Origin of the sequence: Streptomyces sp. NRRL F-6676, assembly GCF_000725625.1 — a bacterium.
Taxonomy (GTDB): domain Bacteria; phylum Actinomycetota; class Actinomycetes; order Streptomycetales; family Streptomycetaceae; genus Streptomyces.
This window is the reverse complement of the sequence record NZ_JOHS01000033.1, coordinates 58,534-82,570: the sequence shown is the minus strand read 5'-3', so window position 1 is coordinate 82,570 and position 24,037 is coordinate 58,534. Positions and strand designations below refer to the sequence as shown.

The 24,037-nt window shown below is 72.2% G+C and carries 20 protein-coding genes, 1 pseudogene and 1 riboswitch; of the genes and pseudogenes, 16 read left to right on the top strand and 5 right to left on the bottom strand.

Annotated elements, in window-relative coordinates:
• Positions 1–227 precede the first annotated feature (227 nt).
• From IO29_RS20740 to IO29_RS20695, 10 genes are all read left to right on the top strand, one after another.
• Complete coding sequence (locus tag IO29_RS20740) at positions 228–836, top strand: cardiolipin synthase ClsA (protein ID WP_030380897.1); 609 nt, start codon at positions 228–230, stop codon at positions 834–836.
• 113 nt (positions 837–949) lie between these two features.
• Positions 950–3,445, top strand: a complete 2,496-nt coding sequence (locus IO29_RS20735) for a mannose-1-phosphate guanyltransferase (protein ID WP_030380898.1) — start codon at positions 950–952, stop codon at positions 3,443–3,445.
• A 122-nt stretch (positions 3,446–3,567) separates the two neighbouring features.
• Positions 3,568–4,503 carry a DUF881 domain-containing protein gene (locus IO29_RS20730; protein ID WP_106969908.1) on the top strand — a complete coding sequence of 312 codons (936 nt, stop codon included), beginning with the start codon at positions 3,568–3,570 and terminating at the stop codon, positions 4,501–4,503.
• Positions 4,500–4,832, top strand: coding sequence for a small basic family protein (locus IO29_RS20725; RefSeq protein ID WP_003977440.1), 333 nt, complete (start codon positions 4,500–4,502; stop codon positions 4,830–4,832). The genes IO29_RS20730 and IO29_RS20725 overlap by 4 nt, the downstream gene beginning before the upstream one ends.
• 5 nt (positions 4,833–4,837) lie before the next feature.
• Positions 4,838–5,788, top strand: a complete 951-nt coding sequence (locus IO29_RS20720; RefSeq protein ID WP_078618366.1) for a DUF881 domain-containing protein — start codon at positions 4,838–4,840, stop codon at positions 5,786–5,788.
• 61 nt (positions 5,789–5,849) lie between these two features.
• A complete protein-coding gene (locus IO29_RS36770) occupies positions 5,850–6,806 on the top strand; it encodes an FHA domain-containing protein (protein WP_078618367.1) in 957 nt (318 codons plus the stop codon).
• Between the two features lie 43 nt (positions 6,807–6,849).
• Positions 6,850–7,605 (top strand): transcriptional regulator FtsR, encoded by a 756-nt coding sequence (locus tag IO29_RS20710; RefSeq protein ID WP_030380902.1) that lies wholly within the window; start codon positions 6,850–6,852, stop codon positions 7,603–7,605.
• 127 nt (positions 7,606–7,732) lie between these two features.
• Positions 7,733–8,206 (top strand): bifunctional nuclease family protein, encoded by a 474-nt coding sequence (locus tag IO29_RS20705; protein WP_006144119.1) that lies wholly within the window; start codon positions 7,733–7,735, stop codon positions 8,204–8,206.
• Between the two features lie 221 nt (positions 8,207–8,427).
• On the top strand, positions 8,428–9,108 hold the full coding sequence (locus tag IO29_RS20700) for a MerR family transcriptional regulator (RefSeq protein WP_078618368.1): 681 nt from the start codon (positions 8,428–8,430) through the stop codon (positions 9,106–9,108).
• 127 nt (positions 9,109–9,235) lie between these two features.
• Positions 9,236–11,353: a DNA polymerase IV gene (locus IO29_RS20695; RefSeq protein ID WP_420705398.1), complete on the top strand. Its 2,118-nt coding sequence runs from the start codon at positions 9,236–9,238 to the stop codon at positions 11,351–11,353.
• Here the strand turns inward: IO29_RS20695 and IO29_RS20690 are convergent.
• Positions 11,281–11,646 (bottom strand): annotated as a pseudogene (locus IO29_RS20690) (PRC-barrel domain-containing protein); the annotation flags it as partial. The gene IO29_RS20695 and the pseudogene IO29_RS20690 overlap by 73 nt on opposite strands.
• A gap of 114 nt (positions 11,647–11,760) precedes the next feature.
• A riboswitch (glycine riboswitch) is annotated at positions 11,761–11,857 on the top strand.
• Between the two features lie 181 nt (positions 11,858–12,038).
• On the opposite strand from IO29_RS20690, the gene gcvP reads away from it, so the two are divergent.
• Positions 12,039–14,924 (top strand): aminomethyl-transferring glycine dehydrogenase, encoded by a 2,886-nt coding sequence (gcvP, locus tag IO29_RS20685; RefSeq protein ID WP_030380905.1) that lies wholly within the window; start codon positions 12,039–12,041, stop codon positions 14,922–14,924.
• Positions 14,925–15,003: 79 nt separating this feature from the next.
• On the opposite strand, the gene IO29_RS20680 is transcribed toward gcvP, so the two are convergent.
• Both IO29_RS20680 and IO29_RS20675 read right to left on the bottom strand, forming a co-directional pair.
• Positions 15,004–15,204 (bottom strand): DUF5999 family protein, encoded by a 201-nt coding sequence (locus IO29_RS20680; protein ID WP_030380906.1) that lies wholly within the window; start codon positions 15,202–15,204, stop codon positions 15,004–15,006.
• A gap of 422 nt (positions 15,205–15,626) precedes the next feature.
• Positions 15,627–16,244, bottom strand: a complete 618-nt coding sequence (locus tag IO29_RS20675; RefSeq protein WP_030380907.1) for a hypothetical protein — start codon at positions 16,242–16,244, stop codon at positions 15,627–15,629.
• 636 nt (positions 16,245–16,880) lie between these two features.
• Between IO29_RS20675 and IO29_RS20670 the strand changes: the two genes are divergently transcribed.
• A complete protein-coding gene (locus tag IO29_RS20670; protein ID WP_030380908.1) occupies positions 16,881–18,401 on the top strand; it encodes a glutamate-cysteine ligase family protein in 1,521 nt (506 codons plus the stop codon).
• 282 nt (positions 18,402–18,683) lie between these two features.
• Positions 18,684–19,484 (top strand): CPBP family intramembrane glutamic endopeptidase, encoded by an 801-nt coding sequence (locus IO29_RS20665; RefSeq protein WP_030380909.1) that lies wholly within the window; start codon positions 18,684–18,686, stop codon positions 19,482–19,484.
• A 27-nt stretch (positions 19,485–19,511) separates the two neighbouring features.
• On the opposite strand, the gene IO29_RS20660 is transcribed toward IO29_RS20665, so the two are convergent.
• Positions 19,512–20,327 carry a PhzF family phenazine biosynthesis protein gene (locus tag IO29_RS20660; RefSeq protein WP_030380910.1) on the bottom strand — a complete coding sequence of 272 codons (816 nt, stop codon included), beginning with the start codon at positions 20,325–20,327 and terminating at the stop codon, positions 19,512–19,514.
• A 179-nt stretch (positions 20,328–20,506) separates the two neighbouring features.
• Here IO29_RS20660 and IO29_RS20655 point away from each other — a divergent pair, with 179 nt between their 5' ends.
• The 3 genes from IO29_RS20655 to IO29_RS20645 all read left to right on the top strand — a co-directional run bounded on the left by IO29_RS20655 (position 20,507) and on the right by IO29_RS20645 (position 23,207).
• Positions 20,507–21,172, top strand: a complete 666-nt coding sequence (locus IO29_RS20655) for a PadR family transcriptional regulator (protein ID WP_033226607.1) — start codon at positions 20,507–20,509, stop codon at positions 21,170–21,172.
• A 229-nt stretch (positions 21,173–21,401) separates the two neighbouring features.
• Positions 21,402–21,935 (top strand): Clp protease N-terminal domain-containing protein, encoded by a 534-nt coding sequence (locus tag IO29_RS20650; RefSeq protein WP_234307570.1) that lies wholly within the window; start codon positions 21,402–21,404, stop codon positions 21,933–21,935.
• 228 nt (positions 21,936–22,163) lie between these two features.
• Positions 22,164–23,207 (top strand): EamA family transporter, encoded by a 1,044-nt coding sequence (locus tag IO29_RS20645; RefSeq protein ID WP_078618369.1) that lies wholly within the window; start codon positions 22,164–22,166, stop codon positions 23,205–23,207.
• A 16-nt stretch (positions 23,208–23,223) separates the two neighbouring features.
• On the opposite strand, the gene IO29_RS20640 is transcribed toward IO29_RS20645, so the two are convergent.
• The gene (locus tag IO29_RS20640; RefSeq protein WP_030380914.1) at positions 23,224–24,009 is read right to left on the bottom strand and encodes a pyridoxamine 5'-phosphate oxidase family protein; all 786 of its coding nucleotides are present in this window, start codon (positions 24,007–24,009) and stop codon (positions 23,224–23,226) included.
• Between the last annotated feature and the right edge of the window lie 28 nt (positions 24,010–24,037).

The following is a 24,037-nucleotide window of genomic DNA, read 5'->3' as shown; positions in this document are numbered from 1 at the left end:
GGTACTGCAGGGGGGACCCTGTGGGAGAGTAGGACACCGCCGAACAATACTTGTAGAAAAGCCCCTGTACCGGGTGATCCGGTACAGGGGCTTTTTTGCATTTACGGCGTTTTCCGTGAGCCCCGTCGTCCCGCGCGGCCGCCGCCGGCACCCCTCCGCTCCGTCGTTCGATCCGGCCGGGTAAGGTCGGGTGGCATCGTTGGCACATTTCCTCAGGAGGCCCCCGGGTGGAGGTCCAGGAGACCCGCGTTCAGACGGACCGGGTCCTCACCATCCCGAACATCCTCAGCATGGCGCGGCTCGTCGGGGTGCCGCTCTTCCTGTGGCTGATCCTCCGGCCCGAGTTCGGCGGCCCCAAGAGTGACGGCTGGGCGCTGCTCATCCTCGCCTTCAGCGGCGTCAGCGACTACCTGGACGGCAAGCTCGCCCGGCGCTGGAACCAGATCAGCAGCCTCGGCCGGCTCCTCGATCCCGCGGCCGACCGGCTGTACATCCTGTCGACGCTCGTCGGGCTCACCTGGCGCGAGATCCTGCCACTCTGGCTCACCTGTGTGCTGCTGGCGCGCGAGCTCGTCCTCCTGGTGATGGTGGGCGTCCTCAGGCGGCACGGCTATCCGCCGCCGCAGGTGAACTTCCTGGGCAAGGCGGCCACCTTCAACCTGATGTACGCCTTCCCGCTGCTCCTCCTCAGTGACGGAACCGGCTGGCTCCCCTCACTCGCAGCCATTTTCGGATGGGCGTTCGCAGGGTGGGGTACAACCCTGTATTGGTGGGCAGGAGTCCTCTACGTGGTACAGGTCCGCCGCCTTGTCCGTGCGGACGCCATGGCCGATTGAGCTCGCCGGTTGTACGGCCTGAAGTGGCTCGTTGGCCCGCGTCGTAAATGTGCGGGACAATCAGGACGGGTGAAGTCGGCCAACCGTCGTCTCTTGAGGAGGACGCTTCCGACATGAAGGCCGTCGTGATGGCCGGAGGCGAAGGCACGCGCCTTCGCCCCATGACCTCGAGCATGCCCAAGCCGCTCCTGCCCGTGGCGAATCGCCCGATCATGGAGCACGTGCTGCGGTTGCTCAAAAGGCATGGGCTGAACGAGACCGTAGTCACCGTGCAGTTCTTGGCCTCGTTGGTCAAGAACTACTTCGGTGACGGCGAAGAGCTCGGCATGGAGCTCACCTATGCCAACGAGGAGAAGCCGCTCGGTACCGCGGGCAGCGTCAAGAATGCCGAAGAGGCGTTGAAGGACGACGCGTTCCTCGTCATCTCCGGTGATGCCCTCACGGATTTCGACCTCACCGATCTGATCAACTTCCACAAGGAAAAGGGCGCGCTCGTCACCGTCTGTCTGACGCGTGTGCCCAATCCGCTGGAATTCGGCATCACGATCGTCGACGAGGAGGGCAAGGTCGAGCGCTTCCTCGAGAAGCCGACCTGGGGACAGGTGTTCTCCGACACCGTCAACACCGGCATTTACGTCATGGAACCGGAGGTCTTCGACTACGTCGAGGCCGACGTGTCCGTCGACTGGTCCGGTGACGTCTTCCCGCAGCTGATGAAGGAAGGCAAGCCGATCTACGGCTATGTCGCCGAGGGCTACTGGGAGGATGTCGGCACCCACGAGAGTTATGTGAAGGCCCAGGCCGACGTGCTCGAGGGAAAGGTCGACGTCGAACTCGACGGGTTCGAGATCTCTCCCGGTGTCTGGGTGGCCGAGGGTGCCGAGGTGCACCCCGACGCCGTGCTGCGGGGACCGCTCTACATCGGCGACTACGCCAAGGTCGAGGCCGGCGCCGAAATCCGGGAGCACACCGTCGTCGGCTCCAACGTGGTCGTGAAGAGCGGTGCCTTCCTGCACAAGGCGGTCGTCCACGACAACGTCTACATCGGGCAGCACAGCAATCTGCGTGGCTGTGTGGTCGGCAAGAACACCGACATCATGCGAGCCGCCCGGATCGAGGACGGCGCGGTCATCGGTGACGAGTGCCTGATCGGTGAGGAATCGATCGTCCAGGGCAATGTGCGCGTCTACCCGTTCAAGACGATCGAGGCGGGCGCGTTCGTCAACACCTCGGTGATCTGGGAGTCCCGCGGACAGGCGCATCTCTTCGGCGCCCGCGGTGTCTCCGGTGTGCTGAACGTGGAGATCACCCCCGAGCTGGCCGTGCGGCTGGCCGGTGCGTACGCGACGACCCTCAAGAAGGGCTCGACCGTCACCACCGCCCGTGACCACTCCCGTGGTGCCCGTGCGCTGAAGCGGGCCGTCATCTCCGCGCTCCAGGCCAGCGCCATCGACGTACGCGATCTGGAGAACGTGCCGTTGCCCGTGGCCCGGCAGCAGACCGCCCGGGGCAGCGCCGGCGGCATCATGATCCGGACCACACCCGGGGTGCCCGACTCCGTCGACATCATGTTCTTCGACAGCCAGGGCGCCGACCTCTCCCAGGGCAGTCAGCGCAAGCTCGACCGGGTGTTCGCGCGCCAGGAGTACCGGCGGGCGTTCCCCGGGGAGATCGGCGATCTGCACTTCCCGTCCAGCGTCTTCGACTCGTACACCGGATCGCTGCTGCGGAACGTCGACACCACGGGGATCGCCGAGTCCGGGCTGAAGGTCGTCGTGGACGCCTCCAACGGCAGCGCCGGACTGGTGCTGCCCAGCCTGCTCGGCAAGCTCGGTGTCGACTCGCTGACCATCAACCCCGGCCTCGACGAGTCCCGGCCCACCGAGACCGCCGACATGCGGCGCTCCGGGCTGGTCCGGCTCGGGGAGATCGTGGCCTCCTCGCGGGCCGCGTTCGGTGTGCGGTTCGACCCGGTGGGCGAGCGGCTCTCGCTCGTCGACGAGAAGGGCCGCATCGTCGAGGACGACCGTGCGCTGCTGGTGATGCTCGACCTGGTGGCCGCCGAGCGGCGCAGCGGGCGCGTGGCGCTGCCGGTGACCACCACGAGGATCGCCGAGCAGGTGGCCGCGTACCACGGCACGCAGGTGGAGTGGACGACGACCTCGCCCGACGACCTCACCCGGGTCGGGCGCGAGGACCAGACCATCTTCGGCGGCGACGGCCGGGGCGCGTTCATCGTGCCGGAGTTCAGTAGCGTGTTCGACGGTACGGCCGCCTTCGTACGGCTCATCGGGCTCGTGGCCCGAACCCAGCTCACGCTCAGCCAGATCGACGCGCGCATTCCGCGGGCGCATGTGCTCAGGCGTGACCTGGCCACGCCGTGGGCCGTCAAGGGTCTGGTGATGCGCCGGGTGGTCGAGGCGGCCGGCGACCGCTCCGTGGACACCACGGACGGTGTGCGGGTCGTGGAGAGCGACGGACGCTGGGTGATGGTGCTGCCCGACCCGGCCGAGGCGGTCACGCACCTGTGGGCCGAGGGTCCCGACGACGCCTCCGCCCAGGCCCTGCTCGACGAGTGGTCGGCGATCGTCGACAGCGCGGGCCGCTGACCCGCCGGAGGACGTGAGGACGTACCGCACGGCCACGCGCGCGTGCCGGACAAGTGCCCCCAAGGGGGCCTGTCCGGCACGCGGGCGGGGCCATTCGGAGGTACGGCGGACGACGTGCGACGATGTGCGGCATGCCGCAGCCACCCCCCGTTCGGCGGACAGTGACGCGTCCCTCGCGTCCGGACGCCTCCATGTCGTTGCTCACCAACGTCATGGACCACAGTCTCGACGACGGCTATGCCGAGGCCGCCGCCCGGAGGCGGGCCGAGGGCGCCGGCGGCATGCCGAAGACGGTGCGGGCCCGGCTGGGGCTCGCGGCCGGACTGGTCCTCGCGGCACTGGTCGTGACCGTCGGCGCGGCCCAGGCACGGGTCGCCGCCCCCACGGTCGCCAAGGAGCGCCAGGAGCTCATCGACCGCATCGACCGGGAGACCGACGCGGCGGACAAGCTGGAGACCAAGGTCGACGCCCTGCGGGACGACGTGGGCGACCGGCAGCGGCAGGCACTGAAGTCCAGCGGCGGCGGTGACGGGGCCGAACTGGTGGGCATCCTGTCGGGCGCCGTCGAAGTGCACGGCCCCGGCGTCAAGCTCGTCGTGAACGACGCCAAGGAGGCCTCCGGCGGCGGCAACGGGGACCCGCGTCAGACCTCCGGCTTCTCCGACACCGGGCGCATCCGCGACCGCGACATGCAGCGCGTGGTCAACGGGCTGTGGCAGTCGGGCGCGGAGGCGATCACCGTCAACGGGCAGCGTCTGACGGCGCTTTCCGCGATCAGGGCGGCCGGGGACGCGATACTCGTCGACAACAGGCCGCTGGTGCCGCCGTACACGGTGCTCGCGGTGGGGGACGGCGAGCGGCTGAGCCGCAGGTTCCAGGACAGCGCCGACGGGCTGTATCTGCATGCCCTCCAGGAGAACTACGGGATCCGGACGGCCATCTCCACACAGAAGGACCTCCGGCTGCCCGCGGCGCCGAGCGTGATCGTGAGAACAGCGCAGCCGAGCACCAAGAACGCGGAACCGAGCACCAAGAACACCGGGAAGGGCACATCGTGATCGCCGTACTGGGCCTCGTCGTGGGAGTCGTGGCCGGCCTGTTGGTCCGGCCCGAGGTGCCGGCTGCCGTCGAGCCGTATCTGCCCATCGCGGTCGTCGCCGCGCTGGACGCCGTGTTCGGCGGGTTGCGGGCCATGCTCGACGGCATCTTCGACGACAAGGTCTTCGTGGTGTCGTTCCTGTCGAACGTGGTCGTCGCCGCGCTGATCGTCTTCCTGGGCGACAAGCTGGGCGTGGGGGCGCAGCTCTCCACGGGCGTCGTGGTCGTCCTCGGCATCCGCATCTTCTCCAACGCCGCCGCGATCCGCCGGCACGTCTTCCGGGCGTGAGGCCGATGCACGACGACAGCGACAAGAGCGACAAGAGCCGCGACACCGGCGGTGGCGCGCCGCGCGAGGTCCGGGGCGCCGCTCCGCACCACCTGCGCGCGGAACTGCCCCAGGAGGTCCGTCCGGTACCGGCCGAGAGCGGTCCTGCCCGGTACTCACCACCGTCCCAGCGGGCCGGGCGGCCCCCGGAGCCCGGACGGGGCGACGGCGGAGGCAAGGGCGGCGAGCCGTCGCTGACGGGCCGTCAGCGGCTGCTCAAGGGGCTCTGGCCGCCGCGGCTGACCCGCGCGCAACTCATCGTGGCGCTGCTCCTGTTCGGCCTCGGCTTCGGCCTCGCCGTCCAGGTCGCCTCCAACAGCGACAGCGACAGCGCGCTGCGCGGCGCCCGCCAGGAGGACCTGGTCCGTATCCTCGATGAACTCGACGACCGCACGCAGCGTCTTGAGGACGAGAAGCAGGGTCTCGAGGACCAGCGGACCGAGCTGGAGAACAGCTCGGACCAGGCGGAGGAGGCGCGCAAGCAGACGGCCGAGAAGGAGAAGCAACTCGGCATCCTGGCGGGCACGGTGGCCGCGCGGGGACCCGGCATCACCATGACCATCGAGGACACGAAGGGGACGGTCGAGGCGGACATGCTGCTCGACGCGATCCAGGAGCTGCGTGCGGCGGGCGCGGAGGCCATCCAGGTCGACGACGTCCGGGTGGTCGCCGACACCTATCTCTCGGACTCGGGCAAGGGGATCGCCGTCGACGGGAACAAGATCAACGGTCCCTATCGTTTCAAGGTCATCGGCAAGCCGCAGGACCTCGAGCCGGCGCTCAACATCCCCGGAGGCGTGGTGCAGACCCTGGAGAAGGAGCAGGCCACGGTCACCGTGGAGCGTTCGACGAAGATCGTTGTGGACGCCTTGCGAGCCGCGGAGCGGCCTGACTACGCTCGGTCGACCTCGCAGTGAGGCGGGGGCGCATGGGGACCGTGCGGCGAGGGCATGAGCTTGCGGGGGGTCGACGCACCGAATGGCGGGTGCGTGGTGGAAACTGTCTGGTGGATACGGACGTTGTGAGGATGTCCGGGTCGACCGGTGTGTTCAATCAGGGTTCGTCCTGCCCCACGGGCGGGTCTGTTTCGGTCAAGGGGAATCGCCCGTGAAGTTGTTTGCGAAGTTGTTCGGCAAGAGCGCGCGAGAGGGCAGGGACAACGCGACCGCCCGTCATCGCGCACAGCCGCAGGAAGCGGAGCGTCCGCTCTTCCGCGACCAGGTCGCGGGTCAGGGCGGTGGCGTTTCGGGAGGTCAGGGCGCGTCGTCTGTTGACCCTGCCGCTTCCGGACGCATAGGTTTCGGGGATCCGTCGACCTCAGGTGCGGGTGGCGGCTTCGGCGCCGGCCCGTACGCGTCCCAAGCCCCTGGTGGGCAGCCGCGGCAGGAGGATCCGTCCATGTCGGCCCTGGTGTGTACGAGGTGCGGCAACCGCAACGCGGAGAACAGCCGCTTCTGCTCCAACTGCGGCGCGCCGCTGCGGGCCGGCGCGGTCCCGGAGCGTCCGTCGGAGACGACGTCCACGATCTCCATCTCCGGTCTCGAGGCCTACGACGCCGAGACCACCGGTCAGACGCAGATGCCGACGTTGTCGCCCGAGGCGCAGGCCGCGGTCGACGCGCTGCCGCTCGGCTCGGCGCTGCTGGTGGTGCGCCGGGGTCCCAACTCGGGCAGCCGCTTCCTGCTCGACAGCGAGCTGACCACGGCGGGCCGCCACCCGCAGAGCGACATCTTCCTGGACGACGTGACGGTCTCGCGTCGCCATGTGGAGTTCCGCCGCACGCCGGAGGGCACGTTCACGGTCGCCGACGTCGGCAGCCTCAACGGCACCTACGTCAACCGTGAGCGGATCGACCAGGTCGCGCTCGCCAACGGCGACGAGGTGCAGATCGGCAAGTACCGGCTGGTCTTCTACGCGAGCCAGCGGGGCATCTGAGCCTCCCCGGGCCCCGGGCCCGGGGAGAGACCGGGGAAGGCCCATGCCTCACACACCGAGTGGCGGTGCCGGCGGCGGCACCGCCGCCGCGGACCGCGGGCTGATGAGCATCGGCACGGTGCTGACCGTGCTGCGCGAGGAGTTCCCCGAGGTCACCGTCTCCAAGATCCGGTTTCTGGAGGCGGAGGGGCTCGTCGAGCCGCAGCGGACCCCGTCCGGGTACCGCAAGTTCACCGCCGGTGACGTCGAGCGCCTCGGGCACGTCCTGCGGATGCAGCGGGACCACTATCTGCCGCTGAAGGTGATCCGCGAACACCTCGACGCCCGCGAACGCGGCGAGGAGGTCCGCATCCCGTTCCCGGGCCGGCCGCGCGAGGCCGGTGACGGGGAGCGGCTGGAGGACCTGCTCGCCGAGCCGGAGCCGCCCGCCGCCGCCCGTCTCGGCCGCGAGGAGCTGCTCGCCGCTGCGGGGATCGCCGAGGAGCAGCTGACGGAGTGGGAGTCGTACGGGCTGCTCGCGCCGCTGCCGGACGGTACGTACGACGCGGAGGCCGCCACCGTCGCCACTCTGGTGGTGGAGCTGGGCCGGTTCGGCATCGAGCCGCGGCACCTGCGGGTGATGAAGGCCGCCGCCGACCGCGAGGCCGGCCTGGTCGACCAGGTGGTGGCCCCGCTGCGGCGCCACCGCAATCCGCAGACCAGGGCGCACGCGGAAGCGCGTACGAAGGAATTGGCCGGTCTCGCGGTGAAACTCCACGCCGCGCTGGTGCAGACGGCGCTGGGCATACGCCTGCCCTGACCCGGCCGCGGGCCCGCCGTGCGCCTGCCGTGAGCGGCGTCACGGCCCGCTGTTCGCCGAGGGCGGATACCCGCCCCGATCCCGCCTCGACTACCCAAACGTCCCGCCGTCGGCCTAGGGTTGCTGTGTGAACGAGCTCGATGTCGTAGGTGTCCGGGTCGAAATGCCCTCCAACCAGCCGATCGTGCTCCTGCGTGAAGTGGGGGGCGACCGCTACCTCCCCATCTGGATCGGCCCCGGGGAGGCGACGGCGATCGCCTTCGCCCAGCAGGGCATGGCCCCCGCGCGGCCGCTGACCCACGACCTGTTCAAGGACGTGCTGGAAGCCGTCGGCCAGGAGCTCACGGAGGTGCGCATCACGGATCTGCGTGACGGCGTCTTCTACGCGGAGCTGGTGTTCGCCAGCGGGGTCGAGGTGAGCGCGCGGCCGTCCGACGCCATAGCGCTGGCCCTGCGCACCGGCACCCCGATCTACGGGAGCGACGGCGTGCTCGACGACGCGGGCATCGCCATCCCGGACGAGCAGGAGGACGAGGTCGAGAAGTTCCGCGAGTTCCTCGACCAGATCTCGCCCGAGGACTTTGGCACCAGCAGCCAGTGATCCCGTCGGGTTCCGCGAGAGGCCCTGCCGCCCCCGCGCACAGGGGGCGCATGACGGCGCACGAAAGGCGCACAAGGGCATTCGACTAGCCTTTCCCCGCGGAAGGGCACGGGAAACCACTCCCAGGGTGATTATCACTCGGCGTGCCGAGTGTGGCGATCGTTGACGCACCCCTGGTGACTGCCTACCGTCGAGAAGGCAGGTCAAGGACGGAGGTCGGCGTGAGAAGCAGCGGCGACGGTACGGCTGGGGGTGCCCCCGGACGCATTCCGGGGGAGAGCGGCCGGTATGTGCTTCGCGCCGGTGCGCCCGGCCACGCGCCGTCGCGCCCTCTGCCGGTGCCGCACGGTCAGGCCGTTTCCGCCGCCCCGGCCGACGCCGCGGGTCCGGCCGGCCCGGCCGACCCGGCGGAGCGGATCGGCTACCGCGGGCCCACGGCCTGCGCCGCCGCCGGTATCACCTACCGCCAGCTGGACTACTGGGCCCGGACCGGGCTCGTCGAACCGAGCGTGCGGCCCGCGCACGGTTCGGGCAGCCAGCGGCTGTACAGCTTCCGCGACGTCGTCGTGCTGAAGATCGTCAAACGTTTCCTCGACACCGGGGTCTCCCTCCAGAACATCCGCACCGCCGTCCAGCACCTGCGGGAACAGGGGCTGCGGGACCTCGAGCGCGTGACGCTGATGAGCGACGGGGCGACGGTCTACGAGTGCACGTCGCCCGACGAGGTGCACGCGCTGCTCCAGGGCGGGCAGGGCATCTTCGGCATCGCCGTGGGAGTGGTCTGGCGGGACGTCGAGGGGGCCCTCTCCCAACTGCACGGGGAACGCGTCGACACGGGCGAGACGCTGGTGGGGGCGCACCCGGCGGACGAGCTGGCGCGGCGCCGGAACCGGGCGGTCTGAGGCCGCGGCGGGAGTACCGCCGACCGGCGTGGTCCGAGGGTCTCCCGGGCGCCCGGCGGGACGCGGGCCGTTCGTGTTCCCGCGTCGTCGGTTCGTGTTGTCAGTGGTGTGGTGCAGCATCGGAGATGTGCGAAGCGCGCCCACGATCCTGCATCTCGACATGGATGCCTTCTACGCCTCGGCGGAGCAGGCAGCCAAACCCAGCCTGCGCGGAAAGGCCGTCGTCGTGGGCGGCCTCGGGCCGCGCGGGGTGGTGGCCACGGCCTCCTACGAGGCGCGGGTCTTCGGGGTCCACTCGGCGATGCCCATGGGGCAGGCGCGGCGGCTCGCCCCCCACGCCGCCTACCTGGTGCCCCGCTTCGGCTTCTACCGCGCCATCAGCGACCAGGTCATGGGGCTGCTGCGCGCCCTGTCACCGCTGGTGGAGCCGCTCAGCCTGGACGAGGCCTTCGTCGACCTGGAGGCCGGCGGAGTCGCCTGGGACGAGGAGTCGGCGCGGCTGGCCGGGGTCAAGCTGCGTGCGGACATCAAGGCGGTCACCGGGCTGACGGGCTCGGTCGGGCTGGCCGCTTCCAAGATGCTCGCCAAGATCGGCTCCGAACAGGCCAAGCCGGACGGCCTGGTGATGATCCGGCCAGGCACCGAACGGGCCCTGCTCGGCCCGATGTCGGTGCGCACCCTGCCCGGCGTCGGCCCCGCCACCGGGGACCATCTGCGGCGCGGCGGGATCACCACCGTCGAGGAGATCGCCGAGGCCGGGGAGGCGGAGCTGGTCCGGCTCCTCGGCAAGGCGCACGGACAGTCGCTGTACGCCATGGCGCTCGCGCGCGACGAACGGCCGGTGGTGGCCGAGCGGGACACGAAGTCGGTCTCCGTGGAGGACACGTACGACGTGGACATCCACGACCGGGTGCGGGTCCGTACGGAGGTGACGCGGCTCGCGGAGCGGTGCGTACGGCGGCTGCGGGAGGCGGGGCTCTCGGGGCGCACCATCGTGCTGAAGGTGCGGCGGTACGACTTCTCCACGCTGACCCGCTCCGAGACCCTGCGCGGGCCCACGGACGACCCGGCGGTGGTGCGCGAGGCGGCCGGGCGGCTGCTGGAGTCGGTGGACACGACCGGTGGCGTACGGCTGCTCGGCGTCGGGGTCAGCGGGCTCGCCGACTACACGCAGGAGGACCTGTTCGCGCAGGCGCATCTGGAGGCCGGGAGGACTGCCGTGCCGTCGGAGGAAACGGGGCGGGACGCGGGGCCCGGGGAACCCGGCGGGGCGCCGCCGGGAGCGGACGACGACGCGGTGCGCGGGGAGGCCGCCGGGGCGGCGGAGCGGCACTGGCGGCCCGGGCAGGACGTGACGCACGCCGAACTCGGGCCCGGGTGGGTGCAGGGCAGCGGGCTGGGGCGAGTCACCGTACGGTTCGAGACGCCGCAGTCGGCGCCGGGGCGGGTACGTACGTTCCGGGCGGAGGACGCCGACCTCCAGCCGGCGGATCCGCTGCCGCTGCTGTCTGGGCCGGGCCCGGACGCCGGTCCGCCGCCACGGATACCCGCGGCGGCCCCGGCAGGCCCCGGCCCCGGCACCGAGGTGCACGACCCCGGCACCGAGCCGCAAGGCCCCGGCACCGAGCCGCAGGGCCCCAGCACCGAGGTGCAGGCCTCCGGCCCCGAGCCGCAGGGCCCCGGCACCGAGGTGCGGGACCACGGCGTCGGGACACACGGCTTCGGCGGTGCCGCTGGCGGGGGTGCGGCCCAGCCGCGTGGCTCCGGTGGGCTTGGCTCCGGCGCCGAGGCGTGCGGAGAGGGCGTCGGGGCGGGTGCGGAAGCTTCCGACGGCGTGGATCCGGGCGCCGCCTGGACTCGCGGTCCGGACACGGGTACCCGCAGAGACACCGGCGGGGCGCACGGCCCCGGCGGGGGGACGGGCGGGGACAGCCACGGCGCCAGGACGGGAGGGGGCGCCGTCGAGCCCCGTGGCCCGGGCGCCGATGCCCGTGGGGGCGGGGGGCGGGTGTGCGGCCCGGGAACAACCGACGCCGGACGTGCGGGTTCCGGTGCCGGCGCGCCCTGTGCCGACCCCCGGCGTGGCCGGGCTCAGGACGCCTCGTCCGTGCCCGCCAGTTCGTCCGTCGGTGCCGGGAGGGCGCCGTCGGCGCCCTCGCCGACCTCGGCTCCGTCCCTGCCTCCCGCCACTCGGCCGAACGAGTGGTCCGGGGCCGGGGGAGAGGCGGCGGCGTCGAGTCCGTAGTGGTGGCAGAGTTGCAGTTCCTGCTCGGGGGACAGGTGGCGGCCGACGCCGAAGTCCGGGGCGTCCCTGATCAGGGCACGCTCGAAGGGGACGCGCAGGGTGCCGTCCTCGAGCGCGCTGGGGCCCAGCGGCACGAACGCGTCCCGGGAGAAGAGGCCGGTGCGTATGGCGGCCCACTCCGGGAGCCCGGTGGCGTCGTCGAGGTAGACCTCGTCGATCGTGCCGATCTTGGCGCCCTTGCGGTCGAACGCCTTGCGGCCGATCAGATTGCGCGGATCGATGTCGGTCTGCACGGTCCCGTCCCTCCTGGCTGTGCGTGTCGGGAACACCACGAAACGGCATGTTCCGGGCGGCGGCCACTCGACAACCGGCCCCAAGGACCCGCTGGTAGGCTGGTGAGCGGCCGTCGACCCCGCGCGGGAGAGCCCTCCGGACACAGTCCGGGGGCGCCGAAGGAGCAACTCCTCCCCGGAATCTCTCAGGCACCCGTACCGCGCGGACGAGGTCACTCTGGAAAGCAGAGCGGATATCGACGGTGTCCGCTCTCACCGACGGTGAAAGCCGCAGCGCCCGCTCAGGGCCGGTCCGGCGAAGCTCTCAGGTCGAGATGACAGAGGGGGAGGCCGCTGGGGTACCCGCGCCGAGGTGCCCCTCGCAGGTCGCGCCAGACCAGGAGGCCTCCGCAATGACCGCCCACCGCACTCCGCTCTCCCAGCTCGAACAGGGCATCCCGTTCGAACAGCGCCACATCGGCCCCGACGCCGGGGACCGCGCGAAGATGCTCGCCCAGGTCGGCTACGGCTCGCTCGACGAGCTGACCGCGGCCGCCGTCCCCGACGTGATCAAGAACGCCGAGGCGCTGGGACTGCCCGGCGCCCGCACCGAGCCCGAGGTACTGGCCGAACTGCGCGGCCTCGCCGACCGCAACCAGGTGCTCACCCCCATGATCGGCCTGGGCTACTACGGCACCTTCACGCCCCCGGTCATCCTGCGCAACGTCATGGAGAACCCCGCCTGGTACACGGCGTACACCCCGTACCAGCCGGAGATCTCGCAGGGCCGCCTCGAGGCGCTGCTCAACTTCCAGACCGTCGTCGCCGACCTCACCGGGCTGCCCACCTCCGGCGCCTCCCTCCTCGACGAGGGCACCGCGGCCGCCGAGGCGATGGCGCTGTCCCGGCGGATGGGCCGCAACAAGAACGGCCTGTTCCTCGTCGACGCGGACACGCTGCCGCAGACCGTCGCCGTGCTGCGGACCCGGGCCGAGCCGACCGGCGTCGAGGTCGTCGTCGCCGACCTGAGCGACGGCATCCCGGCCGGGATCGCCGAGCGGGAGATCAACGGCGTCCTCGTGCAGTACCCGGGCGCCTCCGGAGCCGTACGCGACCTCCGCCCCGTCATCGAACAGGCGCACGAGCTCGGTGCGCTCGTCACCGTCGCCGCCGACCTGCTCGCCCTCACGCTGCTCACCTCGCCCGGCGAGCTCGGCGCCGACATCGCGGTCGGCACCACCCAGCGCTTCGGTGTCCCCATGGGCTTCGGCGGGCCGCACGCGGGCTACATGGCGGTGGACGAGAAGTTCGCGCGCAGCCTGCCCGGCCGTCTCGTCGGCGTCTCCGTGGACGCCGACGGCAACAAGGCGTACCGGCTCGCCCTGCAAACGCGGGAGCAGCACATCCGCCGCGAGAAGGCGACCAGCAACATCTGCACCGCCCAGGTGCTGCTCGCCGTGATGGCCGGGATGTACGCCGTGTACCACGGCGCCGAGGGGCTGCGCACCATCGCCCGGCGCACCCACCGCTACGCCGCGATCCTCGCCGCCGGGCTCACCGCGGGCGGGGCCGAGGTCGTGCACGGCGCCTACTTCGACACGCTGACCGTGCGGGTGCCCGGCCGGGCCGCCGAGGTGGTCGCCGCCGCCCGGGAGAACGGCGTCAACCTGCACCAGGCCGACGCCGACCACGTCTCGCTGGCCTGCGACGAGACCACCACGCGGGACGCGCTCGGCGCGGTGTGGGGCGCGTTCGGCATCGAGGCGGACGTCGAGACGCTGGACGCCGTCACCGAGGACGCGCTGCCCCAGGCGCTGCTGCGCACCGACGAGGTCCTCACCCACCCCGTCTTCCACCAGCACCGCTCCGAGACCGCGATGCTGCGCTATCTGCGCCGGCTCGCCGACCGCGACTACGCGCTGGACCGCGGCATGATCCCGCTGGGCTCCTGCACGATGAAGCTCAACGCGACCACCGAGATGGAGCCGGTCACCTGGCCCGAGTTCGGGCAGCTGCACCCCTTCGCCCCGGCCGAGCAGGCGCAGGGCTACCTCACCCTCATCCGTGAGCTGGAGGAGCGGCTGGCGGAGGTCACCGGCTACGACAAGGTCTCCCTCCAGCCCAACGCGGGCTCCCAGGGCGAGCTGGCCGGGCTGCTCGCGGTGCGCGGCTACCACCGTGCCCACGGCGACGAGCAGCGCACGGTCTGCCTGATCCCGTCCTCCGCGCACGGCACCAACGCCGCCAGCGCGGTCATGGCCGGGATGAAGGTCGTCGTGGTGAAGACCGCCGGGGACGGCGAGATCGACGTCGAGGACCTGCGCGCCAAGATCGAGAAGCACCGGGACGAGCTGGCCGTCCTGATGATCACCTACCCGTCGACGCACGGCGTGTTCGAGGAGCACGTCGCCGACATCTGCGCCGCCGTGCACGACGCGGGCGGCCAGGTCTACGTCGACGGCGCCAACCTCAACGCGCTGGTCGGGCTCGCCAGGCCGGGGCACTTCGGCGGCGACGTCTCCCACCTCAACCTGCACAAGACCTTCTGCATCCCGCACGGCGGCGGTGGTCCCGGTGTCGGCCCGGTGGCCGTCCGCGACCACCTGGCGCCGTATCTGCCCAACCACCCGCTACAGCCCGCGGCCGGCCCCGAGACGGGCGTCGGTCCGGTCTCGGCCGCGCCCTGGGGCTCCGCCGGCATCCTGCCGATCTCCTGGGCGTACGTCCGGCTGATGGGCGGCGAGGGGCTCAAGCGCGCCACGCAGGTGGCCGTGCTCTCCGCCAACTACATCGCCAAGCGGCTGGAGCCGCACTTCCCGGTGCTGTACACCGGCCCCGGCGGGCTGGTCGCCCACGAGTGCATCATCGACCTGCGGCCGCTGACCAAGGCCACCGGCGTGAGCGTGGACGACGTCGCCAAGCGGTTGATCGACTACGGCTTCCACGCGCCGACGATGTCGTTCCCGGTGGCCGGGACGCTGATGATCGAGCCGACCGAGTCGGAGGACGTGAGCGAACTCGACCGGTTCTGCGAGGCGATGATCGCCATTCGCGCGGAGATCGAGAAGGTCGGCGCGGGCGAGTGGCCCGCGGACGACAACCCGCTGCGCAACGCCCCGCACACGGCCGCCGCGCTCGGCGGCGCGTGGGACCACGCGTACACCCGCGAGGAGGCGGTGTTCCCGGCCGGGGTGTCGGCCGCGGACAAGTACTGGCCGCCGGTGCGCCGGATCGACCAGGCCTTCGGCGACCGGAACCTGGTCTGCTCCTGCCCGCCGCTGGACGCCTACGCGCAGTGATCGTCCGCGCGAACGCGTCGGGGCCGGTCCGGGAGTGCTCTCCCGCCGGCCCCTTCGTGGTCGTGCTCCGCCCTCCGGCTCAGGCGGCCGTCATCGCCCGGGCACCACTGCGGTGCGGGGCGATGACCCGGCCGTCGGGCAGGAGCTCACCGGTGTCCTCGAAGAGCAGAACGCCGTTGCACAGCAGGCTCCAGCCCTGTTCGGGGTGGTGCGCCACGAGGCGGGCGGACTCCCGGTCGGCGGATTCTGCGGACGGACACGGTGGCTGGTGCTTGCACATGGTGGAGGGGATCTTTCGCTCTGTCGTGATGTGTGAGGTGAGTGTCGGTTCTGCCCTGCGGCTCGATGCGTCGTTCATGGCCGCCCCCCGTTGGCGAAGTGTCTTGCTCGGACCCAGTGTTGCCCTGCGGGCGTCGATCCGCAGGGATTTCGCGGCACCGCTTCTCACAGGTTCTAGACGCATCACTCGCCCGGGTGGTTCAGCCCGACAGTACCGTCACTTCGGATGGTTGGCGATGGTCGGAACAGGCTAGTCAAGCCGGGCTGACCAGCGGATTTTCCCTCTAACGAGCGAGGGGCGGCGCGATTGAGCGCAGGTCCGTACCTAGGGTGCCGTGCCGTGCGCGACGAGTGTTCAGGGGTGCGCCGTACGTTCCCCGACCGACAACGGCCCCGCCCGGTGAGGGGCGGGGCCGTTGTCGGTCAGGCGGCGGGGGAGTCCGCGTGGGCCGGGCCCACGGGGTCCGGGGGGCCGAGGAGGGGGGACGGGGCCGTGCGCAGGGTGAGCATGGGGAGCAGGTCGGCGGCCCGGTACGGGCGGTGCGCGGCGATGCCGGGCGGTGCCGGCGCCAGCGGCACCAGCAGGTCGGTGGCGAGCGGGGCGCCGCTCGCCCCGTCGGCGGTGGGGTCGCCGTGCAGCCAGAGCGTGAGCATGTAGAGCTCCGGCACGGACAGCAGCCGGGGCTGGTGCGGCTGTGCCGCCGCCTCGGCCTGGCGCAGCGCGAGTTCCGTGGAGGCGATGTACGGGCCCTCGAAGAAGTGCGAGAAGGCCCAGCCGTCGGGCGTCAGCATCGTCTCCGCGGCGGCCACCGCCCGGTCGCCGCTGCGGATGAGGAACCGCCACCCGGTGAGCCTGGTGGTGGCGCCCGCGGCGGTGTTCCGCTCCAGGACGTGCACCGGAAGCGGCAGATCGGGCGTGACGGGGCCCGGCGCGGCGCGCAGCGAGGGGGTGCGCGCCTCACGGACCGCGGTCGGGGAACCGAGTGCCGTCAGGACGGAGCGCAGGGCGGGGGCGGGAGCCGGGGGGACATGCAGCGGCATGGTGGGTCGCCTCTCATTCGACAGGCACGGTGGCGCGCAGGCGTGGGTGGGCGTGCGGACGACGCTGTCAGCTCTCGGGGTCAGAGGTGGCGGGGCCGGTACCCGGACGGCTGACGGCACCGTGACGAAAACGACGGTGCTGTGACGACAGGGCGGGGACCGCGAACGTCAACTCTCTGCCTCGTTCGCGAATTTTATACGACGTGTGTTCGCCCGATGTTTCGTCTAGACGTTGTCGTCATCAACAACAAGCGGCTATTCGGTCGCGAAAAAGCACGGGTTTGTCCCGGTCCGGAGTGGGTACCCGGCCCGTGACCTCGGAATACGCTGTGGAAGGGGACGGCTGAATCTCGTTGGCGTTTTTCACGAGATGCACGAGATGGTTGAGAACCGGAACTGCTTACTGCTTCATGCCCCCTGAATGTGCCTGTGGACCACCGCTCCAGCGTAGCGGCGCGGCGCTTCGCGTGAAGGAGTAATCGAAGGAGTGGGCCATGAGCGGGACGGGACGGACGGTGCGTGACCGGCCGTCGCCGACCGGGACGTTATCGATCGCCGAGCCGGGGCATCATCCCCCGTGACCCATGACAGCAGCGGCCGTACCCTCGGCCTGCCCATTCGAGGAGGGACACTTCGATGGGGGAGAAGGTCGTGGCAGGGCCGTTCGACCTGTCGGATCGTCACCGGTATCGCGACAAGCTCCGGGACTGTCTGACGGGGCTGGGACGGCTGCTGGAGGAGAAGCGATTCGACCGGCCCAGGAACCTGATGGGCCTGGAGATCGAACTCAATCTCGTCGACGGCGACGGTCAGCCGCGCATGATGAATGCACAGGTCCTGGAAAGGATAGCCAGTCGGGATTTCCAAACAGAACTCGCCATGTTCAATCTGGAAGTCAACATCGCCCCACACCGGCTGGGTGAGCGGGTTTTCGACCGGCTCGCGGAGGAGTTGCGCACGTCACTCGCGTACGCCGACCGGAAAGCCGGCGAGCTCGACGCCGGAATCGTGATGATCGGCATTCTGCCGACGCTCGACCGGGACGACCTGGTGTCGTCGAACCTTTCCGCCGTCGACCGCTACACGCTGCTCAACGACCAGATCGTCGCCGCGCGCGGTGAGGACTTCAAGCTCGACATCGACGGCGTCGAACGGCTCGTCTGCACCTCCCGTTCCATCGCGCCGGAAGCCGCCTGCACCTCCGTGCAGCTGCATCTTCAGGTCACGCCCGAGCGGTTCGCCGACGTGTGGAACGCGGCCCAGGCGGTCAGCGCCGCGCAGATCGCCGTCGGCGCCAACGCGCCCTTCCTGTTCGGGCACGAGCTGTGGCGCGAGTCGCGGCCGCCGCTGTTCCAGCAGTCCACCGACACCCGCCCGCCGGAGCTCCAGGCGCAGGGGGTGCGGCCGCGCACCTGGTTCGGGGAACGGTGGATCTCCTCCGCGTACGACCTGTTCGAGGAGAACCTGCGCTACTACCCCGCGCTGCTCCCGATCTGCGACGAGGAGGAACCGCTGCGCGTGCTCGACGAGGGCGGCGCCCCCAAGCTCTCCGAACTCGTCCTGCACAACGGCACGATCTACCGCTGGAACCGCCCGGTGTACGAGGTCGTCGACGACGTCCCGCACCTCAGGGTGGAGAACCGGGTGCTGCCCGCAGGGCCGACCGTGATCGACGTCGTCGCCAACGCGGCCTTCTACTACGGTCTCGTCCGCGCGCTCGCCGAGGAGTCGCGGCCGGTGTGGACGAAGCTGCCGTTCGAGGCCGCGGCCGACAACTTCGAGGCGGCCTGCCGGTACGGCATCGACGCCCGGCTGCGGTGGCCGCGGCGCGGCCGGCTCGGCGGGGTCGCGGAGGTCGACGCGGTCACCCTCGTCCGCGAGGAACTGCTGCCGCTCGCCCGGGCCGGGCTGGACGCATGGGGCGTGGAGCCCGCCGACCGGGACCTGTACCTCGGCGTCATCGAGGAGCGGTGCCGGCGGCGGACCAACGGCGCGAAGTGGCAGGCCGAGACGTTCCACCACGCGCTGGAGAAGGGCCTCGGCCGGGACGCGGCACTGGCGGCGACGACGCGGCGGTACCGGGAGCTGATGCTGAAGGGCGAGCCGGTGCACGGCTGGCCGGTGGGACTGCCGGAGCCGGTGCCGCTGGGCAGCTGAGCGGGGGCGCGCTCCGGCCGGGGCGCCGCCCGCGCCCCCCCGCGGGGCCGAGCCTCGTGCGTCGGAGGCGGCTCACGGGGCCGAGCCCCGTGCGTCGGAGGCGGCTCACGGCGCCGAGCCTCGTGCGTCGGGGGCGGCTCACGGGGCCGAGCCCCGCACCCGGGGCGCCCCCCGGCTGCCGCTCCCTCGGTCGGCGCCGCCGCAACCTGCCCCCCTTCGCCGGACCTCCCCTCGCGTCGGGCAAGCTGGGGGGGAAGGCGGGACGGCGCTACGGAGGCGGGTGTGCGGGTGGATGCGGAGCCGGCGGGGGATCTCCTGACCGAGGAACGGCCGGCGCGGCGGACGCTGCGGGACGAGACGCTGCTCGTGCTGGCGCTCTCGCTCGGGGCGAGCGGAGTCTCCGCGCTGATCAGCTTCATCGGGTCGGTGACCAAGCCCGGCGGGCTGAAGGACCAGGCCGCCACGCTCAACGCCTCGGCCGCGCCCGGCCGCCCCTGGCTCGACCTCGCCTGGCAGCTGTTCGGGATCGCCACCGCGCTGGTCCCCGTCGCCCTCGTCGCCCACCTGCTGCTGCGCGAGCGGCAGTCGCTGCGCACCCTCGGCTTCGACCGCACCCGCCCCTGGCCCGACCTCGGGCGGGGCGCGGTGATCGCCGCGGTGATCGGCAGCACGGGCATCGCCTTCTACCTGGCCGCGCGCGGGCTCGGCTTCAACCTCACGGTGGTGCCGGAGGCGCTGCCCGACGTGTGGTGGAAGTACCCCGTGCTCGTCCTCTCCGCGGTGCAGAACGCCGTGCTCGAAGAGGTGATCGTGGTCGGGTACCTGCTGCGCCGCCTCGGGCAGCTCGGCTGGTCGCCGGGGACCGCACTGGTCGGCAGTGCGGTGCTGCGCGGCTCCTACCACCTCTACCAGGGCATCGGCGGCTTCCTCGGCAACATGGCGATGGGCGTCGTCTTCGTCCTCCTCTACCGGCGCTGGGGCCGGGTGGGGCCGCTGGTGGTGGCCCACTCGCTGCTCGACATCGGCGCGTTCGTCGGATACGCGCTGCTCGCGGGGAAGGTGGACTGGCTGCCCACGGCGTGAGTCCGCCGTGGGCGGTGGCGGGCGCCGTCAGGCGTGGAGTTCGCCGTCGATGACGGTCACCGCGTGGCCGGTCAGCAGGGTGCGCTCGCCGCGCAGCTCCGTGCGGACCAGTCCGGAGCGGGCGGAGGCCTGGAGCCCGGTGAGGGTGATGCGGCCCAGGCGCGCCGACCAGTAGGGGGCGAGGGCCGTGTGGGCGGCCCCGGTGACCGGGTCCTCGTCGATGCCGATGCGCGGGAAGAAGCAGCGCGAGACGAAGTCGTGGCCCCGGGCGGGATCGTCGGCGCGGGCGGTGGCGATGACGCCGCGCTCGAAGCCGCGGGCGAGGGCGTCCAGGTCGGGTGTCAGATTCCGCACGGTCTTCTCGTCGGGGAGGACGACGAGCAGTTCGCCGACGCTCGGACCGGTGCCGAAGGCGGCGACCGGGGCGGCGCCCAGCACCTCGGCGAGGCCGACCGGAACCGGTTCCTCGGTGAGCGGTGCGGTGGGGAAGTCCAGCGTGACCGCGCCGTCGGCGCCGGGCGCGGCCCGCAGTACGCCGCTGCGCGAGGCGAAGCGTACGGGGCCCTCGTGGGCGCCCGTGGTGTGCAGGACGTGGGCGGTGGCGAGCGTGGCGTGGCCGCACAGCGGGACCTCGGTGGCGGGGGTGAACCACCGCAGGGCCCAGTCGGCGTCCCCGCCCTCGGGCAGACGGTGGGCGAACGCGGTCTCGGCGTGGTGGACCTCGCGGGCCACCTGCCCCAGCCAGCCGTCGTCCGGGAACTCGTCCCCGTCCAGGAGCAGGACCCCCGCCGGATTGCCGGTGAAGGGGCGGGCGGCGAAGGCGTCGACGATTCGGATGCGCATGGGACGACGTTAAGCGGGCCGCGGCAGAACCGGCCAAGGCCAATCCGCGGTGCGTGGCACTGCTTCGGCGCGGGGCGCGCAGGCTGAAGCCGCAGGTCGGCAGGGGGTTGCCGTAAGCCCGTTTCCGATATATCGTTGAGGCATCGCGAACGATCGACGATGGAATGGAAGTGGTGAAGATGCGTACGCGTGGACAGGACTTCGGGTTCGAGCACGAGCATGGTCACGGTCATGGACACGGCCGGCACGGTGGAGAGGGACGGCACGGGGGGCCCGGCTTCGAGGGGGTGCGGGCGGCGTTCGGGCCGTTCGGGCCCGGAGGCGGTGGGCCGCACGGTCCCTTCGGCGGGCCGGGCTTCGGGCCCGGGCCCTGGGGCGGCCGCGGCAAGGGCGGACCGCGCGGCCGGGCGCGGCGCGGCGATGTGCGCGCCTCGATCCTGGCGCTGCTCAAGGACCGGCCCATGCACGGCTACGAGATGATCCAGGAGATCGCCGAGCGCAGCGGCGGGGCGTGGAAGCCCAGCCCCGGCTCGGTCTACCCGACCCTCCAGCTGCTGGAGGACGAGGGCCTGATCGCCAGTGAGACCGAGGGTGGCAAGAAGCTGTTCTCGCTCACCGAGCAGGGCCGCGCCGCCGCCGACGAGGGCCCCGAGGCGCCCTGGGAGGAGGCCTCGCGCGGGGTCGACTGGGAGGCGCTGAACGAGATCCGGCAGGCCGGGTTCGGCCTCATGGAGGCGTTCGGCCAGGTCTGGAAGACCGGGAACAAGGAGCAGCGCGAGAAGGCGCTGACGGTCATCAACGAGGCGCGCAAGAAGCTGTACCTGATCCTCGCCGACGAGGACTGACAGCGACGCCCCGGACCTGACGGTGCGTCAGGCTCCGCGCGCCCCGACGGCGTCCCGTGGACCACTGTCCGCGGGACGCCGTTTCGCGTGTCCTCCCGCCCGGGGGAAATGCGGGGCCGTGTCATCCGCAAGGAGGAGGCGCACGGGAGAGGACCCACCTTGCGTGGGATCCGCGAATGCTGCCGGCTGGGGATGACGTGGGGGTGCCGGTGTTGATGGGGTGGGGGATGTGCCAACCACCCAGTGCCGGCAGCCGGCCACCGTGCCCGGCCCGCGCCACAGCGACCTCGACGCGCAGCTCACCGACGACCTGACGTCCGTCGTCGCCGCGGCACGCCGCCGGGCGGTGCGCGACGGCGACCGTCAGATCGACACCGCCCACCTCCTGCACGCCCTGCTCGAGTCGGACCCCGAGGTGCGGGCCGCGATCGGGGACCGCCGCACGGTGGCCCGGCTCCTCGGCTACCTCGTGCAGCGCAGCATCGGCTACGGGCTGCGCTGGCAGAGCAGCGTCGAGGACTCCGGCGCGGTTCCCGCGCTGGGCGGGCCCGGCGGCTGGTCGCCGGCCGCGGCCGAGGTGATGGCGGCGGCACGGCGGCGCGCACGGCGCGGCCGGCGCGGTGCGACACGGGGGATGGACGTCCTCGCGGCGGTGGCCGCGGCCCCCGGCTCGCGGGCGGTGGAGGTGCTGCGCCGGGTGGGCGTCGACCCCGCGGTACTGCTCGGGCGGATCGCGCTGACGGATTACGTGACACGGAACTGACGGGATACCCGGCCGGGACCGGCGGAGTGCGTAACCGGGGACTGGCGGAGCAGGTGGCCGGGGACCGGCGGAGTGCGTGACCGGGGAGCGGTGGAGTACCCGGCCGGGGAGCGGCGGAGTGCGTCGCCCGGAACTGACGCCTGTGTGACCGGGAACCGCCGCACCGGCCGGGAGTGGCGGGGGACAGGGGCCATTGGGGGTGACGGTCCTGTCGGCGGCTGTCATCATGTGCCGGTGCGTACCTCTGGAGACGGCCGGGGCGGCCGGGGCGGCCGTGGACACGGTGTGGCGCTGGGGCTCGCCCTCGGCTCGGCGGTCGCCTTCGGCGGCTCGGGGGTCGCGGCGAAGCCGCTGATCGAGGCGGGGCTCGAACCCCTCCACGTGGTGTGGCTGCGGGTCGCGGGCGCCGCCGTCGTGATGCTCCCCGTCGCCGTACGGCACCGCGCGCTGGTGCGGCGGCGTCCCGTGCTGCTCGCCGGGTTCGCGCTGCTCGCCGTCGCCGGTGTCCAGGCCTGCTACTTCGCCGCGATCTCCCGCATCCCGGTCGGGGTGGCGCTGCTTGTGGAGTACCTCGCGCCCGCGCTGGTCCTCGGCTGGGTGCGGTTCGTGCAGCGGCGGCCCGTGACGCGGTCGGCCGCGGTGGGGGTCGTCCTCGCGGCCGGCGGGCTCGCCTGCGTGGTCGAGGTGTGGTCGGGACTGGCCTTCGACGCGCTCGGGCTGGTGCTCGCGCTCGGTGCGGCCTGCTGCCAGGTCGGCTACTTCGTGCTGTCCGACCACGGCGGCGACGCGGAGGGGGAGGCGGCCCCGGACCCGCTGGGCGTGATCGCGTACGGGCTGCTGGGCGGGGCGCTCGTCCTGACGGCGGTGGCACGGCCGTGGCAGATGGAGTGGTCCGTGCTCGGCGGCGACGCGGCCATGAACGGCACCCGGGTGCCGGCGGTGCTGCTGCTCGGCTGGATCGTGCTCATCGCGACCGTCCTCGCCTACGCCACCGGCGTCCTGGCCGTGCGGCGGCTGTCGCCGCAGGTGGCGGGGGTCGTGGCATGCCTGGAGGCGGTGGTGGCGACGGTGCTCGCCTGGGTGCTGCTCGGCGAACACCTGTCGGCGCCGCAGGTGATCGGCGGCGCGGTGGTGCTGACCGGGGCGTACGTGGCCCAGCGGGCCGCGCGGGCGGTGCCGGCACCGGCACCCGTGGCGGCCGGCGGGGCGCACCCGCCCGCCGCCGCACCCCGGCCCGAGACCGCCCGCACGGAGGAGTCGCCGCCCCGCTAGGGCTGCCCGGGAGCGGTCACTGTCCCGGCAGGTACCCCGGCACCGCCGTCCCCGGCGCCAGACCGGGGTCGGCCACCGGTGCCCCGTACGCCGGGCGGACCGGCACCACGCCCGCCCAGTACGGCAGGCCGAGGTCCTCCGGCTCGTCGTTGACCCCGCCGGTGCGCACCTTCGCCGAGACCTCCCCGAGGTCCAGGCGCAGCACGGCGGTCGCGGCCAGCTCCTTGGCGTTGGCCGGGCGGGAGTCGGCCGAGCGGCCCGGGACCACGTGGTCGACCAGGGCGTCCAGCGCCGTCCGCCGCTCCTCCGGGTCGGTCACCTGTTCGGCGATGCCGTGCACCACGACCGAGCGGTAGTTGAGCGAGTGGTGGAACGCCGACCGTGCCAGCACCAGGCCGTCGACATGCGTGACCGTCAGACACACCGGCAGCCCCGTCGCCGCCCGCTCCCGCCCCTGCTCCGCCTGCTGTTCCTGTCCCTGCTCCGCCTGTTGTTCCTGCCCCCGCTCGCGTCCACGCCCCGCCATCCGCAGCGGCCGCGAGCCCGTCGACCCGTGCACGTACAGCCGTTCGCCGACCCGTCCGAACAGCGTCGGCAGCACCACCGGCGCCCCGTCGCGCACGAAGCCGAGGTGGCAGACGTAGGCCTCGTCGAGTATCGAGTGCACCAGCTCCTTGTCGTACGAGGCGCGCTTCGCCGCGCGCGTGGGAACGGTGCGGTCGGTCGGGGCGTAGGCGGCGGGCGGCTCCGACGGCGGCTGCGGGGTGGTCTCCGGCGCGGTGGCCGCGGTGGCGTGCGACATGACGTCTGGTCTCCCCTTGGATCTCACT

Coding starts and splice junctions, on each gene's coding strand:
- IO29_RS20735 (WP_030380898.1), top strand. CDS start 950: ATGAAGGCCGTCGTGATGGCCGGAGGCGAAGGCACGCGCCTTCGCCCC.
- IO29_RS20730 (WP_106969908.1), top strand. CDS start 3,568: ATGTGCGGCATGCCGCAGCCACCCCCCGTTCGGCGGACAGTGACGCGT.
- IO29_RS20720 (WP_078618366.1), top strand. CDS start 4,838: ATGCACGACGACAGCGACAAGAGCGACAAGAGCCGCGACACCGGCGGT.
- IO29_RS36770 (WP_078618367.1), top strand. CDS start 5,850: ATGGCGGGTGCGTGGTGGAAACTGTCTGGTGGATACGGACGTTGTGAG.
- IO29_RS20710 (WP_030380902.1), top strand. CDS start 6,850: ATGCCTCACACACCGAGTGGCGGTGCCGGCGGCGGCACCGCCGCCGCG.
- gcvP (WP_030380905.1), top strand. CDS start 12,039: ATGACCGCCCACCGCACTCCGCTCTCCCAGCTCGAACAGGGCATCCCG.
- IO29_RS20680 (WP_030380906.1), bottom strand. CDS start 15,204: ATGTGCAAGCACCAGCCACCGTGTCCGTCCGCAGAATCCGCCGACCGG.
- IO29_RS20675 (WP_030380907.1), bottom strand. CDS start 16,244: ATGCCGCTGCATGTCCCCCCGGCTCCCGCCCCCGCCCTGCGCTCCGTC.
- IO29_RS20670 (WP_030380908.1), top strand. CDS start 16,881: ATGGGGGAGAAGGTCGTGGCAGGGCCGTTCGACCTGTCGGATCGTCAC.
- IO29_RS20660 (WP_030380910.1), bottom strand. CDS start 20,327: ATGCGCATCCGAATCGTCGACGCCTTCGCCGCCCGCCCCTTCACCGGC.
- IO29_RS20655 (WP_033226607.1), top strand. CDS start 20,507: ATGCGTACGCGTGGACAGGACTTCGGGTTCGAGCACGAGCATGGTCAC.
- IO29_RS20640 (WP_030380914.1), bottom strand. CDS start 24,009: ATGTCGCACGCCACCGCGGCCACCGCGCCGGAGACCACCCCGCAGCCG.